Raw genomic sequence first — 16,653 nt, forward strand, 5'->3', positions numbered from 1 at the left:
ACGCGAGTATAATCCGACGCAATATCCTTTTTTTAGCGTTAACTCCGCGCCTCAGATCAGGACAAACAGGCCGATGGCAAGGGCGAGACCGAGCAGCGGCACAAGCACCGTCAGCACGCCGAGAGCCGGATAGGCCGCCTTGTGGGTCTCCCCGCAGATCGCCCGAATGGTGGTCACGACATAGCCGTTGTGCGGCAGGCTATCGAGCGCGCCGCTGGCGATCGCGACGGTGCGGTGGAGCTGCGCAGGGTCGGCTCCGGCTTCCAGATAGCCGGGCGCGAGCAGCGGCAGGGCGATGGTCTGCCCGCCCGAGGCCGAGCCGGTCAGCGCGGCGATCACGGTCACCGCCACGGCCGCGCCGATGAGGGGATCACCCGGTAGACCCTGCAGCGCCGCGAGCGCCATCTGGAAGGCGGGCGACAGCGCGGCAACCGACCCGAAGCCGACGACCGCACAGGTGTTGGTGATCGCGACCACGGCCCCGCCCGCCCCGCGCGTGAACGCGCCCGGCATGGCCGCGCGGGCCCGGTAGCCCACGCCCAGCGCCAGCAGGCATCCCGCGCCCAGGGCCACCACCAGCGCCCACTTGCCCAGCGATTGCTGCGGCAGCGCCCAGGCCAGCCCCGGCACGCCCTGCGGGTACTGGAGCAGCAGGAAAACGCCCAGCACGGCAAGGAGCGGTACCAGGCACAGCAGCGGCGGGGGAAGGTGCGGATGGTCATCGTGCGCGCTATCCCCCTTGCGCGCCTCGAAGCGCTCGCCGCGCGTCTGCGCTCGGCGCACCATCTGGTCGAGCAGGAGATAGCCCAGCCCCGCCATCAGGCCCGCGACCAGCAGGCTGACCGGCCAGGCCGCATAGGCATCGGTGCCCAGGTACTGCATCGGGATCAGGTTCTGGATCTCGGGCGAGCCCGCGCTGGTCATCGTGAAGGTGACCGACCCGAAGGCGAGCGCGGCCGGGATGAACCGGCGCGGCAGGTCCGCCTCGCGGAAGAGATGGACCGCGAGGGGATAAACCGCGAACCCCACGATGAAGACCGAGACCCCGCCATACGTGAGAAGTGCCGCCGCCGCGACCACGGCCAGAACCGCGTGGCGAAGGCCGATGCGCGCGACCACGCCGCGCGCCACGCTCGCCGCCGCCCCGCTCGCGGCCATGACCTCGCCGAAGATCGCGCCGAGCAGGAACATCCAGAACCAGTCGGCAAAGAAGCTGGTGAACCCGGCCATGTAGCTTGTCGCGAAGTCCCCTTCTCCCGTAACCGCCAGCGGCGGCAGGAAGGCCAGACCGCTGGTCGCGGCCACCACCGCCGCGCAGGCGGGCGCGGCGAGCAGGATATGCACCCCGCGCACGGTCAGGAGAATGAGGAGAGCAAGAGCGGCAACAAGGCCGACAGCGCTGAACACGAAGACCATCTCCCAGAGGCAGGATAGCGACCACGGCCCTCTTTGCGGAGCCTTCCCACGCGCGATGGTGCCGCCTTGCCAGCCACTTGTCCATGGCCTCGTCCGGCGCCTCGACCACGTAGATCCCCCAGGCCGCGCGATCACGGGAAAGAGACGATGTCCTGACACCATCGCCCCCCGGCACAGGGACAGTTCATCCATGGTTCTCAAGCGCATCGCGCCCTCGCAGGTCGAGCAGGGCATGTACATTCACGCCTTCCAGGGCAACTGGTTCGCCCACCCCTTCTGGCGCGCGCATTTCGTGGTCGAGGACGCCGCGCGGTGCAGCGAACTGCGCGCCAGCGGGCTCGACGCCATCGTCATCGACACCGACAAGGGCCGCGACCTGCCCGGCGATGAAACCGCCGCGTCCTCGCCCGCGCCAGTTCGCCCCTTGCGCCGTCCGCTGGTGGCCACGCCCGCGCCGGCCCCCGCATCGCCACCCGCCGCAGTCTTCCCGGCACCGCCCGCCCGGCCTTCCCCGCGCACCGCCTCGGGGCCTGTCCCCCTCACCCGCGAATTCGGCTCGGCCCGGCGGCTTGCGGGCAAGGCCAACAAGATCATCTCCAGGGTCTTCCTGGAGGCGCGCCTGGGCAAGGCGCCGCGCGTGGCCGATGTCGCGCCGGTGGTGGAGGACATCTTCGCCTCGATCCAGCGCAACCCCTACGCCTTCTCGGGCCTCATGCGCTGCAAGGCCGAGAGCGAGGCGACCTATCACCACATGCTGGCGGTCAGCGCGCTGATGGTCTCGCTCGCCCGGCAGATGCGCCTGCCACCGGGCGAAATGCGCCTCGCGGGACTTGCCGGGCTTCTCCTCGACGTCGGCCTCGCGCGGGTCGAGGCCGATCTGCCCGAGGTTGCCCAGGCCGTCCTTTCCCCTGCGCGCGGCGAGGAGCGCGAACTGCTGGGCCGCCATTGCCTGATCGGGCGCGAGATGCTCGCCTCGGCGGGCGACGTGCCCGAGGAAGTGCTGCAAGCGGTCATGCGTCACCACGAACGGCTCGATGGTGAGGGCTATCCCCAGGCGCTCGACACCCGCGACCTCGACGTCTTCTCGCGCATGGCCGCGATCTGCGACAGCTATGACCTGATCGTCTCGGGCGCTGTCACCGGGCGCGCGCTCGACCCGTCCGAGGCCATGGAAACCCTCATGGGCCTGTCGGGCTCGCTCGACACCGAGATCCTCGCCCGCTTCAAGGAAGCGCTCGGGGTCTATCCGGTGGGCTCGTTCGTGCAGCTGCGTTCCGCGCGCATCGCGCTCGTCGTCGACCAGTGCCCCGGCGACCCCGAACTCCCCACGGTCACCGCGTTCTACTCACTGGAGACGAACAAGCACGTGCGGGCCAAAACCATCGCGCTGGCCGAGTGCTATGGCGAGGATGCCATCGTGGGCGTGGCGGACCTCGACGCGCTCGACCTGCCGAGCCCGGAGGACCTGCGTGAAGCGCTCCTCTCGGGCCGCAGCCGGACCGATCAGATCCCGTACCAGAAGACCAGCGTGGTCGAGAGCGCGGCCACCATGATGAGCACGAGCGGCACGCCCGAACGCAGGTAATCCTTGAAGGTGTAGTCGCCTTCGGTGAGGATCATCATGTTGGTCTGGTAGGCGACCGGGGTTGCGTAGCACAGATTGCAGCCGAACAGCACGGCGAGCACCAGCGGCTCTTCGGGCATGCCCAACTGCTTGGCGATATTGAAGGCAATCGGCGTGCCGACGGCGGCGGCCGCGGTGTTCGAGGCGAAATTGGTCATCAGGGTCACGAAGACCATGATCGCGGCGAGCACGCCGGCGGGCGGCAGGTACTGGAGGCCGCTCGAGAGGATCTGGCCGAGCCATTCCGCCGCGCCCGAAACCAGGATGAAACGCCCGAGCGCGATGGAACTGGCGACCAGGACGATGATCTTGGCCGAAAGCGCCCGGCCCACGCGCTCGAAGCGCACGCAGCCCGTCACGAACATGAGGATCGCGCCCGCCAGCGCCGAGATCGCGATGGGCACGAGGCCGAAGCTGGCCAGACCGACCGAGCCCAGCATGATCGCGACCGCGAGCAGCGCCTTGCCCGAACGGGTGATCTCCTCGCCGCCCTCGATCTGGAGTAGCCCCTCGGCCTGCGCAAAGGCGCGCAGGTCCTCGGGCATGCCCATCATCAGGAGCACGTCGCCTTCGGCCATGGCGGTGTCGGGCGTGTGCGCGCGGGTGTCGCGCAGGGGCTGGTGGACGTGGTGGATGCCCAGCATCGCCACGCCCTCGAACCCAGCGGTACTGGGCGTGAGACCGATCAGGCGGCAATCGGGCGCGAGGATCATCTCGGCCACCATCAGGTCCTCGCGCGAGCGCGTGGAATCGGCCTTGATCCGCTCGGTCAGCCAGCGCGGCGCCAGCGTGGCCGAGAGCGTGCGCGCGGCCTCCTGGAGGCCCTTGTAGGTGCCCTCGGCCAGAAGGCGGCGCCCGACGTGGCTGCGGTTGCCCGGCGGCAGCCAGGCGCGCACGTCCTCGGGCAGGTTCCCGCGCGCTTCCTCGATGGTCTTGCCGCGCATCGGCGCATCGTCGGAGAGGCGCAGCTTGGCAAGGAAGCGGCGGCTCTCCACCGAGACCTGCTTGGTGTTGTCGGGCAGCAGGCGCGGCATGACCAGCCAAAGATACGGCAGCGCCACCAGCACCGAGATCAGCACGATCGGGGTGAAGTGGAACACCGAAAGCGTGCGCATCCCCAGGTCCTGCGCAATCGAGACGACAAGCAGGTTGGTCGAGGTGCCGATGGTCGTCGACATGCCGCCGATGAGGATCGCCGCGTTGACCGGCATCAGCGTCTTGGAAGCGGGCATGCCCCCGCGCGTCGCCATCTGCGCCAGGATCGGGATCATCAGCACGAGCACGGGCGTGTCGTTGATGAGCATCGACATGAACAGGCACACGACAAGCGTGAAGAGCAGGCCCAGGCTCTTGTTGAATTGCCAGACCCGCGCCAGCGCGCGCGCCGCCGGATCGAGCGCGCCGGTCACAACCAGCCCCCGCCCCATGATCATCAGCGCGCAGATGGTGACCAGCGCGTAGTGCCCGAAGCCCTGGAACGCCAGTTCAAGCCCGGCGTACTTGGTCTCGCCAGGCATCGGCATGACGTAGAGCAGGAGGGCAATGGCCGCGATGGTCAGCAGCGAGACGATCTCGACCCGCAGCTTTCCATTGAAGAAGCCATAGAACATGGCGAGCGCGATGAGCATCGCACTCGCTGCGTGAAAGCCGGGAAGGATCATGGACTTGGCCTTGCCTTACCCTTGCGCCTGTGTCCACTCCACACGGTAGAGGTCAAAGCGACGGTCGCGCAGGTTGCGCACCGCGCCCGACTGGCGCGCGGTCAGCAGCGAATCGAGCGAAAGGTCGGCAATCGCGATGGTCTCGGTGTTGGGCGCGGTGTCGGCCGCCACGCCATCGCGCGAGAACGGGAAGTCCGAGGGCGTCAGGATCGCGCTTTCGGCGTAATGGACGTCCATGTTCTCGACGTTGGGGAGGTTGCCCACGACGCCCGAGGTGACGACGTAGCACTGGTTCTCCACCGCGCGCGCCTGGCAGCAGTAGCGCACGCGCAGGTACCCGCGCCGCTCGTCGGTGCAGAAGGGCACGAAGAGCATGAGCGCGCCCTGGTTGACGAGGTGACGGGCCAGTTCGGGGAACTCGCTGTCGTAGCAGACCATGACCCCGATCGGGCCGCAGTCGGTGGGGATGACGTTGGCGCCATAGCCGCCCTTGATGTTCCACCACTTTGCCTCGGACGGCGTGGGGTGGAGCTTCTGCGATTCGTGCACCGAGCCATCGCGCAGGAAGGTGTAGGCAATGTTGCGGATCTCGCTCTTGCCGTCTTCGGTCTCGACGCGGGTGGGGTGCGAACCGCCGATGATGTTGATGTTGTAGCTCACCGCCATGTTCTGCATGAACGAGACGAAGCGCTTGGTGTAAGTGGAGATCTTCTCGATCGCCTCGACCGGCTGGAGTTTCTTCTCCTCAACCGAGAGCAGCGCGAGGGTGAAGAGCTCGGGGAAGACCACGAAGTCGCTCTCGTAGTCCGCCGCCACATCGACCCAGTATTCCACCTGCTCCTCGAAATCGTCGCGCGAGGAGATCTTGCGCATCATGAACTGGACGGTGGCCACGCGCACCTGCGAGGGCACGCGCTCCTTGAGGCCGGGCACGGCCTTGCCGGTGTCGCGCGGGGCGAGCGGGTTGGTCCAGTACATGAGGACCGCGTTGCCGCCGCTTTCCTTGTCCTTGGGCAGGTAGTCGCGCAGGATCCCGCGCGGCTCGTACCCGCCGTTCATCTGGAAATTGATGACCTGGTCCTTGGCCTTCTTGTCGATGACGGCCTGGAGATAGTCGGACGGGTTGGGGAAGGTGCGCTTGCGGCGGTAATAGCCAGGCATGCGGCCGGCAAAGGCTATGCCCTTCAGTTCGAAGTGCTGGCACAGTTCCTTGCGCTTGCGGTAGAGGCGCTGGCCAATGCGCAGGCGGCGGTAGTCCGGGTCGACGCAGACCTCGAAGCCGTAGAGCACGTCACCGTCGGGGTCCGGGATGCGGCCGTAGCCGCCGTTGGTGATCTCTTCCCAGGTGTGCGGCTTGAAGGCGAGCGCGGTGGTGATGATCATCGTGGCGCAGTGGCCCACGATCACGCCCTCGTACTCGGCCACGAACTGGCCTTCGGGGAAGTTGATGATCTGCCCACGCAGTTCGGCCCGGGTGAAGGCGTCGGCCTTGCCGTAGACCTTGACGGACAGCGCCGCGATCGCGGGGGCGTCCCCGACCGTGGCCTCGCGGATGATGAGTTTGGCTTTGGTATGGTCCATGCGGGCCTTAATACGCGCCAAAGCCCCACGGGTTCCAGTGTAGAGTTCACCATTCCCGAGAGATTGCACGCACTTGGGAGCAGCTCTCTGGTGACCACGACATGCGGCCCCGGCAAAACGGCTCGTCGCACACACGAGTCCGCTCACCGACCGACAAAAAGCTGCGCGAATTCATTCCCTTGGCAAAAGTTCCCGAATTTTTCGCAGAATTCCGGGATACTTTTGGCGGGCGCCCCCGTTGTCTTGGGGAAGGAAGGAGACACACCGATGAGCGCCACCCTGATCGCCCTTGCCCTGTTTGGATGCAGTGACGATGGCACCGCGTGCCGCCGCCTCGAGGCGCAGGCCCCGGTCGCGACCTTCCAGACGCGGGCCGAATGCGACCGCAGTCTCGAAGACGCGCTGGAGACCGACGCGGCCCTGCGCGCCGATGCGCCGACCGTCTACGCCCAGTGCCTCCCTTCCGCCCAGCTTGCCGCGCTGGGCACCGGAGAAGTGGATCTCACCCGTGTCGGCAAGGTTCAGTTCGCGCAGAACTGACCATGCGTGCGTGAATTGGTCGTCAAATGCGGCATCTGGGATGGGTGGGAAGCGGAACGTCCGATCACGGTCTGGTAAAGTCGATTGCCGCCGCATGAGTGGGCATCCAACTCTTCGTCATTCCCGCGAAGGCGGGAATCCAGATCAGCGCATTGCTTCAAAACCCAGATCCGTTGCCAGGTCACGCCACTGTGGATTGCCTTCCTCGATCAGTCGGAGCTTCCAACCCCGGTTCCATTTCTTGATCCGCTTCTCTCGCTTGATCGCATGTTCCATCGTGGCGTGCATTTCGAACCAAACCAGAAGCTTGGTTCCATAACGAGTGCTGAAGCCATCGAAATGATCGCTGCGGTGCTGGGCGACGCGGTGGATCAGATTCGACGTAACTCCGGTGTAGAGCGTGCCGTTTCGGCCCGAGGCAAGCATGTAGACTGAGGGCGCGAAGGTATCCTTCATGGCGAGGTTGCTACTGGATTCCCGCCTTCGCGGGAATGACGAAGGCGGTGAAAGGTTGGCAAGCCGCCTGTTCTGCCTGCTGTCCGTCCAACAAGGGGCGGAACAGGACATCAAAGATTATTTCTCACGCCGCACGAACCGCCTTCGGCCGCTGCGAGCGTCTCGCTTCTCGAGAAAAAGCGCGTACAAGCGCAATCTTTCAAAGGCTTGGGGAGCCCGAGGGCGATGGCCCTCGGAACTTCATCTTCTACGTTACACGAATCTGGCAACCCCAGCCCGCATCACCCCCGGCCGCGATATCCTTGCACGCCCTGGTCGGGCACCCACAGGCCCTCGGGCGCTGCACCGGACTGCCAGAACACGTCGATGGGAATGCCACCGCGCGGGTACCAGTAGCCGCCGATGCGCAGCCAGTGGGGCTTCATCTCGTCGAACAGGCGCTGGCCGATCCCCACCGTCACGTCCTCGTGGAAGCCGTTGTGGTTGCGGAACGAGCCAAGGAAGAGCTTGAGGCTCTTCGATTCGACGATGGTTTCACCCGGCGCGTAGTCGATGACGAGGTGCGCGAAGTCGGGCTGGCCGGTCACCGGGCACAGCGAGGTGAACTCGGGCGCGGCAAAACGGACAAGATAGAGGGACTTGGCCCGCGGATTGGGCACATAGTCGAGAACCGCCTCCTTAGGGGAAGCGGGAAGCGCGCTCTGCTGGCCCAGATGCACGGGCGCCAGCGACGGGGAAGAGGGTGTATCGCTCATGCTCCTGCGCATGGACCGGGAGGCCGTGCGAGGCAAGAGGTCTCGCAACCGCAACTGTCCATCGCGCCGCCCACGACCACGGCGCAGGCATTAAGACACGGTTCACCGCGCGCACGTTTGGGAGAGAGGCATGAGGGGAATCGATCAGGTCACCACCGCCAGCGCCTTTGCGCTGCTTACGCTGTCCTTGGCACAGGCCGCATCCGCACAGGAGCGCGCGCCCTGGAGCCTGCCCGCTGGCCCGGCCAGTCCGAGCGCGCCCGATGTGGCCGGGCCGGTCGATCCGGAGGACCCGACCACGCTGCCGGGCGGCGTGCAGCCCTTGCCGCCCCTTCCCATCCCGACACAGACCCGCGCGCCAGCTGCGCCCACCCCATCGCCATCCGCTGCGCCGACGCCTGCGGCAAAGCCTTCGCCCGCACTCCCGACCGACGCACGCCCGGCAGCCCGGCAAGCCCCTTCCCCCACCCCGTCCGAGCGGCCTCGTCCCGAGCCCAGCGGCCCTGGACACGCCCGCCCGGCGCAGGAGACTGCGCCGCCACCCGCCGCGCCCCGCGCCACACCGACACCGGACGAAGCCGAGGCTACCGAGACCACCAGCAGCCCCGCTCCGCCCGATCCTGTATCTCCCACGCCCGCGCTTCCCGCAGCCACGTCCGAGGCATGGCCCTTGTGGTGGTGGGCTCTTCCTGCCGGCCTGCTGGCGCTGCTTCTTCTCGGCGGCTTCGCACGCGCGCGGCGCAAGGACGAGGGCCGCAAGGTGGCGCCCCAGCCCGCACCGCGTCCCGCGCCCCGGCCGACACCGCGCCCCGCAGCCGCCCCGACACCATCCGCGGACGTGACCCCGCCTGCTGCGAATCCGGCTCCGGTGCCCGCCCCGGCTCCGGCTTCCAGCCGCCCGCGGGCACACGGAGAGATCGCCTTCGAGGCCGTCTCGCTGCGCCTCTCGCTGGTCTACGCCTCGCTGCGCTTCCGCTTCTCGCTGCGCGCGCTGACCGAGATCCCGCCCGCCAACCTCCACGCCGACCTCACCTCCGCGCACGGATCGGCCAGCCGCGAGGAGCAGCTCGCGCCCGCGCTGGAAAGCCTGCCCGTGATCGCCGCGATCCCGCGCCTCGCCGAGGGGGAAGACATCGTGCACGAGGGCGAACTGCAACTCCCGCTGAGCGCGATCCGCGCGGTCAATGAAGGCAATGCGCGCTTCTTCGTACCGCTCGTGCGCCTCGCGCTCGTCGCCGACATGGGCCACCCCGAGGCGCGCACGGACCAGCCCGAACTCGGGTTAGGGCTCGTCTTCACGGTCGGCCAGCCGGGCCGCGCGGGCGCCGATGCCCCAACCTCCGCCCTCGCGCCCATCCGCATCGACACCGGCCCGCGCGACATGGCCGTGCTCGACGTGCGCGAAATCGCGGCCGGGCGACGCAAGCATCTCTTGCCTCTCGATTTCGCGGGCGCGCCCGGTTAGGCTGCGCGCTCATCCCCCTCACACGAAGCCTCCCCAAGCGAGGCGCGGAGTTGAACTTGAGCGACAGCACGGATCTGAAGACCACGCGCACGGCCACCCGGGTCGTGGGTGCGGGACGGCGCAAGGAATGGACAGGCGCCGTCGTCAACCCGCCAGTCTGGCGCGCCTCGACCCACCTTTACGAGGACACCGCCGCGCTCGCACGGGGCAGCCAGTACAATGAGGACGGACGCTTCTTCTACGGCCGTCGCGGCAGCCCGACGCAGTGGGCCTTGTGCGAGGCGCTGACCCAGCTTGAACCGGGGGCGGCCGGAACGGTCATCTACCCCTCGGGTGTCGCGGCGATCTCGGGCGTGCTGCTCACGCTGCTCAAACCCGGCGACGTGCTGCTCATCAGCGACAACGCCTACGACCCCTCGCGTTCGATGGGCACCGGGCTCCTCGCCGATTTCGGGGTGGAGACGCGCTTCTTCGACCCGCTCGATATCGAGGCCTACACCGCAGCCTTCTGCGAAAAGACCCGCGCCGTCCTGCTGGAAGCGCCGGGCAGCCTCTCCATGGAGATGTGCGACTTGCCCCAACTGGCCCGCATCGCGCGCGAAAAGGGTGCGATCTCGGTGCTCGACAACACCTGGGCGAGCCCGCTCGGCTTTGCGGCCCTGGAAAAGGGCATCGACATTTCGCTGATGGCGCTCACCAAGCACGTGGGTGGGCACTCGGACCTGATGATGGGCTCTGCGAGCGCGGGCCCCGAACTCTACGAAGCGCTGCGCAAGCGCGCGCAGCAGCTGGGCAATGTCGTCTCTCCCGACGACGCGGCGCTGGCCCTGCGGGGTCTTCGCACGCTGAGCCTGCGCCTGCGCCAGGAAGCGGCCAGCGCCCTCAAGATCGCGCAGTTCCTGCAAGAGCGCGCAGAAGTGGCGCAGGTCCTGTGCCCGATGCTGCCCGGTGCGCCCGGCCACGATGTCTGGGCCCGCGATTTCACCGGCGGCTGCGGCCTCTTCAGCTTCGTCTTCCGGGGCGGCACGATGGAGGACCGCAACCGCTTCGTCGACGCGCTCCAGCTGTTCGGGATCGGCTTCTCGTGGGGCGGCTATGAAAGCCTGGCGCTCCCGATCCAGCCCAAGAGCGCGCGCTCGGTCATGCCCTGGCCCCCGGTCAGCGCCAACGACGCAGCCGCCGACCGGCACGGCGTGCGCCTCGCCATCGGCCTGGAGGATCCCGACGATCTCATCGCCGACATCGAACAGGCGCTTGCCGCCTGGAAGGGCGCATGAACGTCACTGCCGCACTGGCGGCCGCCGCAATGATGGCGAACGAGATGGCCGCGGGCGAGAGCCCCGACCCCGAAGCCACTGGCGAAGCCCTCACCGCGCCCGCCCCGACGCCCACCGTCACCCAATACGTCGAACAGCCACTGGCGGGCGCGGACGGCCTGCGCGATGCGGTCGCCTCGCACTCGAACACGATCGGCGGCTTCATCAACACACTCGATGCCATCGCGATCGAGGTCGGCTCCACGCGCCTCTCGCTCTGGGACCTGGCCGTGGTGGCCATCGTCATGGCGCTCGTCATCTCGATTGCCTGGATGACAAGCAAACTCTCGCACCGGGTGCTGAGCAGCGCGACGCGGCTCGACATGACCCAGCGCCTCCTCATCGAGAAGGGGCTGAGCCTGCTCATCTGGGGCATTGCCATCCTTGTCGGGATCGACGTGCTGGGGATCGACCTCACCGCGCTCACCGTCTTCTCGGGCGCGTTCGGCCTGGCCATCGGCTTTGGCCTGCAAAAGACCTTCGGCAACCTGATCGCTGGCATCATCCTGCTCATGGACAAGTCGATCAAGCCAGGCGATGTCATCGCGATCACCGACCAGGCGGGCAATTCCACGTTCGGGCAGATCCGCCGGATCGGCATCCGCGCGGTCTCGCTGACCACGCGCGACCAGAAGGAATACCTGATCCCGAACGAGAACCTGATGATCAATCAGGTCGAGAACTGGTCCTATTCCAGCCGCAACGTGCGCATCCAGGTGCCGGTCGGGATTTCCTACAATTCCGACATCGACCGTGCGGAGAAGCTGATGCTGGAAGCGGCCCGCTCGGTGAAGCGCGTCCTCGATGCCCCGCCGCCGACCGCGTGGCTGGAATCCTACGGCGACAGCTCGGTGAACTTCATCATCCACTGCTGGATCACCGACCCCGAGGAAGGCATCGGCAACGTGCGCTCGGAGGTCCTCAAGACCCTGTGGCACAAGTTCCAGGAGGAAGGCATCGAGATCCCCTTCCCCCAGCGCGACATCAACCTGCGCACCAACGAGGCGCTGCGCGATCTGGTCGAGGCCCTGCGCGGCCGCGAGGGGCGCTGAGCCTCAAGCTGACGCCCTCGGGCGATTGCGCTTCGCGCGCAGGGGCGGTTCAGTCGTCGTGGCGGCGGTTGTGCATCTGCCCGGTGGCGGAGGGGGCGGCGACGAAGCGCGGCAGGTCGCGGCGCTCCATCTCAAGGCGGTTGCGGCCCTTGGCCTTGGCGGTGAAGAGCGCCATCTCGGCACGCTCCATCGTCGAATCGAGGTCGTCCGAGATCTGCGCGACGCCCGCGCTGGCGGTGATCGCGAATTCACATTCGCCCACCTTCTGACGGCGCTCGGCCAGCGTTGTCACTACGCGCGAGCAGATCGCTTCGGCCTGTTCGGCGGTGGTGCGCGGAAGGAGCACGGCAAAGCGCTCCGAGCCGATCCGCGAGATGATGTCATCGCCGCGCAGCATCTCGCGCAGCAGGTCGGCGAAGACGCGCAGCACCGCATCGCCGGTATGCTGGCCGTACTTCATGTTGATCGAGCGGAAGAAGTCGAGGCTGAAAAGGCCAAGGCACCCCTTCATCTCGCTGCCCAGCATGTGCTCGAGCATCGAGACGAACGCGGACCGGTTGGTCAGGCGCGTCAACGTATCGGTGTAGGTCGCCGCGAAGAGCTGGTCGCGCAGCTCGCGCTGCTCGTCGATGCTGCGCATCAGGCTGATCGCGCCGTAGACCTCGCCGCTTTCGTCGCGCAGGGCCCGCGCCCGGAAGCGGTACCAGCTTTCGCGCTGGTCGGGGGTGTGCGCGGCAACCTCGATCCAGGCCCCGTCCTCGCCGCCTGCAACCGCGCTCCCATGGGCGTGGGCGACCTGCGACTTGCCCTCCTCGCCGACGAGATCGAGCAGGTGTACACCGACATGCGCATTGGTGCCGACATCGAAGCCGAGCTGCGCAATCGCGGGGGAGGCATCGACGATGTACCCCTTGAGATCGGTCTTGACGACGATGTCCCCGCTGCCATCGGCCAAAAGCCGATAGAGCGCGACACCTTCCTGGAGATTGAGCTTCTCGATCACCGCCTGCGCCCGGCTACCTAGAGTTCGATCATGATCCGCACCTTTTCCGGTGCGGTCTCGACAGCGCTCGCGATCTGTTCGCGGCAGCGCGCGATGAGTTCGGCGAGCCCCGGTGTGAAACGGTCGGGGCGCAGATCATCGACGGGGACGCCCAGGGCATCGGCAATCCCGCTCATGCGCTCCTCGATGGGGCGCGCCCGGCCCTGCTCCCAGGCCCACACGGTCGGCTTGCTGACGCCCAGCTGATTGGCAAGTTCGCCCTGGGTCAATCCGCGCAGCTTGCGCAGGCGGTGGATGCGCTCGCCCAAGCTCTCCCCGCCGACCGTGGTCTCGGGCGCGGGATGGGCCGGCAGAACGCCGGTCTGGAGCTGGATGGCGCTGCGCAGTTCGACCGCGCTCAGCGCGCTTTCAGGGACCGGGCCGAGAAAGGCGCAGCCGTAGAGCCGGCCGCTCGACCAGATCACGCGCGCGGGCAGCGCGCCCACTTCGGGCAGGGCAATCTCGAGCGTCTCGCCGATCTCGAGGTTCTCCTCGGTCTCCAGCAGCGCGCCGGTCTCGCTGAAATTGTGGATGGCGACCTGCGCCTCGCTTCCGGACGGCAGCTTACCACGGGTTTCCAGGAACAGGCGCCGACGCTGCGCGCGCGCCAGCCCCGATGGGTCCTCGACGGTATCGAAATGAGCGGCAATGGCCAAGGTCACGGTACTCCACTAAGGGGTGAAGCACTGGCGCATCGGGGTAAAGATTCCGTTAGCGAGGCCCTGAAATTGCATGCAGGGCAGCTAACCCGGTGAACCCGCAAAGCACCCAAAGCCCTGCACCCTTGCGGCCTACGCGGAACCGAAGCGTTACATGCGCATTCAACGTTTACAATCCTGTAACCAGCACGCCCCTAGGTACGCTGCAAACAATTGGGGCGCATCTTTCGTGTTAGCGATTCTTTCCTGCATCCAGGACCAGCATGAAGTGCGCTTCGTGATCGTGGCCGGATTGATCTGTATTCTCTCCGCCGCGACCACGGTCCTGCTGCTGCGTCACGCCCGCGAGGCGACGCGGCGCGAACGCCTCAACTGGATTGCCCTTGCCGGGGTCTCGTCGGGCTTCGGGATCTGGGCCACGCACTTCATCGCCATGCTCGGCTACGCGCCGGGGGTGATCATGGGCTACGACACCTTCCTGACGCTGCTTTCGCTTGTCCTGGTCGTGGTCACGTCCACGCTGGCCTACGCCACCGTGATGCACACGGGACGTCCCAACACGGCATCGATCACGCTGGGCGCCATCCTGTGCGGGAGCGGCGTCAGCGCGATGCACTACTGCGGCATGCTGGGCCTCGAACTGCCGGCCCGCATCACCTAGGACGGGACCTATATCGTCGCCTCGATCCTGGCCTCGGTACTCCCCCTCTTCCCCGCCTTTCACCTCGGCCTCAAGCGCCACGGCAACGTCAGCTTCGCGGGCGCTGCGGCGCTTCTCGCGCTGTCCGTCGTGGCCCTGCACTTCATCGGCATGACCGGCCTTGCGGTGATCCCTGCCAACCTGCCCGTCCACACCAACTTCATCTCTCCGCGCGCCATGGCCTTCGCGGTCAGCGTGATCTCGATGGGCCTGGTCGGACTGGCCATCACCGTGGTCATCCTCGTGCGCAAGACCGAGGCCGTGATCCGCGCCAGCGAGCGCCAGTTCACCCTGCTGGTCAAGGGCATCTCGGACTACGCGCTCTACATTCTCGATCTCAAGGGCCGGGTCGCCAGCTGGAACGCAGGCGCAGAGCGTCTCAAGGGCTACACCCGCGAAGAGGCCCTGGGCCGCCAACTGGGCAGCTTCTACACCCCCGAAGACCGCGAAGCCGGCCTTCCCGAACGCGCCCTGGGGATTGCCGCGAGCACTGGCAAGTTCACGGGTGAAGGCTGGCGCATGCGCCGCGACGGCACGCGCTTCTGGGCGCAGGTCACGATCGAATTGCTCAAGGACGAGAAAGGCCGGGCGATCGGCTTTGCCAAGATCACCCGCGACGTCACCCAGCACAAGGAAGCGCAGGACCGCATCAACGCGATCGGCGTGCAGCGCGACGCCGCACTCGACCACATGCACCAGGGCCTGTGCCTGTTCGATGCCGAGGAACGCCTGGCGCTCTTCAACACCCGCTTCCTGGAAATGTACGACCTTGGTCCGGAGGACCTTCGGATCGGCATGTCACAGGACGAGGTGATCCAGGCCGCGCGCGCCTCCGGCCTTGGCCAGTCGCTTGTGCCCGATCACCTGGAAACGACCCGCGACCTCGTCCAGATGAGCCTGCGCGACCCCAGCCTGTCCCCGGTCATGGCCGAATATTCAGACAACTTCATCGTCTCGATAGCCAGCCGCCTCTTGCCCGACGGGGGCTGGGTCTCGACCTTCGATGACATCACCAACCAGCGCAAGTCCGAGGCGCGCATCGAGCACATGGCGCTGCACGACGGGCTCACCGGGCTGCCCAACCGGACCCGCCTCAACCTCTGGCTGGAGGAATCGATCGCGACCGCCCGCCACCATGGGCGCAAGCTGGCCATCGCGGTGTTCGACCTCAACCGGTTCAAGGACATCAACGACAGCTTCGGCCACGCCTGGGGCGATATCGTCCTTGCCGAAATCGCCCGCAGGCTCAGCGAGACCCTCGCCGACGGCGAGTTTGCCGCGCGGCTGGGCGGCGACGAATTCGGCGCCGGCAAGATCTACACCACGAACACCCAGCTCACCGAGTTCCTGCGCCGCCTCGAACGCTGCTTTGCCGAGCCGATCGAGCACGAAGGCCAGACCCTTCATTTCGGCGCCAGCATCGGCGTTTCGACGTTCCCGGATGACGGCATCGACCGCGAGACACTGCTCAACAACGCGGACCTCGCGATGTACCGCGCCAAGGGCCAGATCGGCGAGAACGTGTGCTTCTACGAGCCGAGCATGGACGAAAGCGCGCGGGCGCGGCGCAAGCTCGCCAGTGACCTGCGCCAGGCCGTCGAGCGGGACGAGTTGGAGCTGCTCTACCAGCCGCAGTGCTACCTCCAGGGCGGAGAGCTTTCGGGCTACGAGGCCCTCCTGCGCTGGCATCACCCGACCCGCGGCCTGGTCTCGCCGGTCGAATTCATCCCCATCGCCGAGGAAGCCGGCATCATCCTGCCCATCGGCGAATGGGTGCTGCGCCAGGCCTGCCTGGAGGCCACCCTCTGGGACAACGACCTGCGCATCGCGGTCAACCTCTCAGGCATCCAGCTGGTCCAGCCCGACATCGCCCAGACGGTCACCCGCATCCTGCTCGAAACCGGCCTGCCGCCAAGGCGCCTCGAACTCGAGATCACCGAAACCTCGATCATCTCGGACAAGGCTCGGGCCCTGCACAACCTGCGCCAGATCAAGGCCCTGGGCGTCGCCATTGCCATGGACGACTTCGGCACCGGCTATTCCTCGCTCGACACCCTGCAGTCCTTCCCGTTCGACAAGATCAAGATCGACAAGTCGTTCCTGCTCCAGTCCGACAGCAACGAGCAGGCTCAGGCCATCATCCGCGCGGTGCTCGGGCTCGGCCAGTCGCTGCAGATCCCGGTCCTGGCCGAAGGGGTAGAGACCGCAGGCCATCTCGACCTTCTCGTCAACGAGGGCTGCCACGAAGCCCAGGGCTATTTCCTGGGCCGGCCCGGCCATGCGCCAAGCCGGCTTGTGGCCCAAGGCAGCCTTTCCTCCGGCGAGAGCCCCCACGGCCCGCTCATCACAGCGACACCTCTGGACGCCGCCTGAGGACAGGACACCG

At 67.1% G+C, this 16,653-nt stretch carries 14 protein-coding genes; 7 read left to right on the forward strand and 7 right to left on the reverse strand.

What is annotated here, in order from left to right; genetic code table 11:
• Positions 1 to 51: 51 nt before the first annotated feature.
• Complete coding sequence (locus HT578_RS05475) at positions 52 to 1,407, reverse strand: GntP family permease (RefSeq protein ID WP_239026498.1); 1,356 nt, start codon at positions 1,405 to 1,407, stop codon at positions 52 to 54.
• 199 nt (positions 1,408 to 1,606) lie between these two features.
• On the opposite strand from HT578_RS05475, the gene HT578_RS05480 reads away from it, so the two are divergent.
• Positions 1,607 to 3,001, forward strand: coding sequence for a cyclic di-GMP phosphodiesterase (locus HT578_RS05480; RefSeq protein WP_213502552.1), 1,395 nt, complete (start codon positions 1,607 to 1,609; stop codon positions 2,999 to 3,001).
• On the opposite strand, the gene HT578_RS05485 is transcribed toward HT578_RS05480, so the two are convergent.
• Together HT578_RS05485 and HT578_RS05490 are read right to left on the reverse strand one after the other, a co-directional pair.
• Positions 2,920 to 4,701 carry an SLC13 family permease gene (locus HT578_RS05485; RefSeq protein ID WP_039392637.1) on the reverse strand — a complete coding sequence of 594 codons (1,782 nt, stop codon included), beginning with the start codon at positions 4,699 to 4,701 and terminating at the stop codon, positions 2,920 to 2,922. The two genes, HT578_RS05480 and HT578_RS05485, sit on opposite strands and share 82 nt — an antisense overlap.
• Before the next feature lie 15 nt (positions 4,702 to 4,716).
• Positions 4,717 to 6,282, reverse strand: a complete 1,566-nt coding sequence (locus HT578_RS05490; protein WP_039392636.1) for a carbon-nitrogen hydrolase family protein — start codon at positions 6,280 to 6,282, stop codon at positions 4,717 to 4,719.
• A gap of 267 nt (positions 6,283 to 6,549) precedes the next feature.
• Here HT578_RS05490 and HT578_RS05495 point away from each other — a divergent pair, with 267 nt between their 5' ends.
• Positions 6,550 to 6,822 (forward strand): hypothetical protein, encoded by a 273-nt coding sequence (locus HT578_RS05495; RefSeq protein ID WP_213502554.1) that lies wholly within the window; start codon positions 6,550 to 6,552, stop codon positions 6,820 to 6,822.
• Between the two features lie 144 nt (positions 6,823 to 6,966).
• Here the strand turns inward: HT578_RS05495 and HT578_RS05500 are convergent, their stop codons facing one another.
• A complete protein-coding gene (locus HT578_RS05500) occupies positions 6,967 to 7,278 on the reverse strand; it encodes a GIY-YIG nuclease family protein (protein ID WP_213502556.1) in 312 nt (103 codons plus the stop codon).
• 281 nt (positions 7,279 to 7,559) lie between these two features.
• A complete protein-coding gene (queF, locus tag HT578_RS05505) occupies positions 7,560 to 8,033 on the reverse strand; it encodes a preQ(1) synthase (protein WP_213502558.1) in 474 nt (157 codons plus the stop codon).
• A gap of 130 nt (positions 8,034 to 8,163) precedes the next feature.
• Here queF and HT578_RS22375 point away from each other — a divergent pair, with 130 nt between their 5' ends.
• From HT578_RS22375 to HT578_RS05520, 3 genes are read left to right on the forward strand one after another with little or no spacing between them, the layout of a single operon-like run.
• Positions 8,164 to 9,498 carry a hypothetical protein gene (locus tag HT578_RS22375; protein ID WP_213502560.1) on the forward strand — a complete coding sequence of 445 codons (1,335 nt, stop codon included), beginning with the start codon at positions 8,164 to 8,166 and terminating at the stop codon, positions 9,496 to 9,498.
• A gap of 50 nt (positions 9,499 to 9,548) precedes the next feature.
• A complete protein-coding gene (gene metC / locus HT578_RS05515; protein WP_213502562.1) occupies positions 9,549 to 10,775 on the forward strand; it encodes a cystathionine beta-lyase in 1,227 nt (408 codons plus the stop codon).
• Positions 10,776 to 10,807: 32 nt separating this feature from the next.
• The gene (locus HT578_RS05520; protein ID WP_422394388.1) at positions 10,808 to 11,866 is read left to right on the forward strand and encodes a mechanosensitive ion channel family protein; all 1,059 of its coding nucleotides are present in this window, start codon (positions 10,808 to 10,810) and stop codon (positions 11,864 to 11,866) included.
• A 49-nt stretch (positions 11,867 to 11,915) separates the two neighbouring features.
• Here the strand turns inward: HT578_RS05520 and HT578_RS05525 are convergent, their stop codons facing one another.
• Complete coding sequence (locus HT578_RS05525) at positions 11,916 to 12,869, reverse strand: GGDEF domain-containing protein (RefSeq protein ID WP_052322410.1); 954 nt, start codon at positions 12,867 to 12,869, stop codon at positions 11,916 to 11,918.
• A 17-nt stretch (positions 12,870 to 12,886) separates the two neighbouring features.
• Positions 12,887 to 13,564, reverse strand: coding sequence for a helix-turn-helix domain-containing protein (locus HT578_RS05530; protein ID WP_039392631.1), 678 nt, complete (start codon positions 13,562 to 13,564; stop codon positions 12,887 to 12,889).
• A 232-nt stretch (positions 13,565 to 13,796) separates the two neighbouring features.
• Here HT578_RS05530 and HT578_RS22135 point away from each other — a divergent pair, with 232 nt between their 5' ends.
• On the forward strand, positions 13,797 to 14,228 hold the full coding sequence (locus tag HT578_RS22135; protein ID WP_239026500.1) for an MHYT domain-containing protein: 432 nt from the start codon (positions 13,797 to 13,799) through the stop codon (positions 14,226 to 14,228).
• A 129-nt stretch (positions 14,229 to 14,357) separates the two neighbouring features.
• A complete protein-coding gene (locus HT578_RS05535; protein WP_239026501.1) occupies positions 14,358 to 16,640 on the forward strand; it encodes a putative bifunctional diguanylate cyclase/phosphodiesterase in 2,283 nt (760 codons plus the stop codon).
• Positions 16,641 to 16,653 lie beyond the last annotated feature (13 nt).

It is taken from the genome of Novosphingobium decolorationis (assembly GCF_018417475.1).
Taxonomy (GTDB): domain Bacteria; phylum Pseudomonadota; class Alphaproteobacteria; order Sphingomonadales; family Sphingomonadaceae; genus Novosphingobium; species Novosphingobium decolorationis.

Coding starts and splice junctions, on each gene's coding strand:
- HT578_RS05485 (WP_039392637.1), bottom strand. CDS start 4,701: ATGATCCTTCCCGGCTTTCACGCAGCGAGTGCGATGCTCATCGCGCTC.
- HT578_RS05520 (WP_422394388.1), top strand. CDS start 10,808: ATGGCGAACGAGATGGCCGCGGGCGAGAGCCCCGACCCCGAAGCCACT.
- queF (WP_213502558.1), bottom strand. CDS start 8,033: ATGAGCGATACACCCTCTTCCCCGTCGCTGGCGCCCGTGCATCTGGGC.
- HT578_RS05490 (WP_039392636.1), bottom strand. CDS start 6,282: ATGGACCATACCAAAGCCAAACTCATCATCCGCGAGGCCACGGTCGGG.
- HT578_RS05480 (WP_213502552.1), top strand. CDS start 1,607: ATGGTTCTCAAGCGCATCGCGCCCTCGCAGGTCGAGCAGGGCATGTAC.
- HT578_RS05500 (WP_213502556.1), bottom strand. CDS start 7,278: ATGAAGGATACCTTCGCGCCCTCAGTCTACATGCTTGCCTCGGGCCGA.
- HT578_RS05495 (WP_213502554.1), top strand. CDS start 6,550: ATGAGCGCCACCCTGATCGCCCTTGCCCTGTTTGGATGCAGTGACGAT.
- HT578_RS22375 (WP_213502560.1), top strand. CDS start 8,164: ATGAGGGGAATCGATCAGGTCACCACCGCCAGCGCCTTTGCGCTGCTT.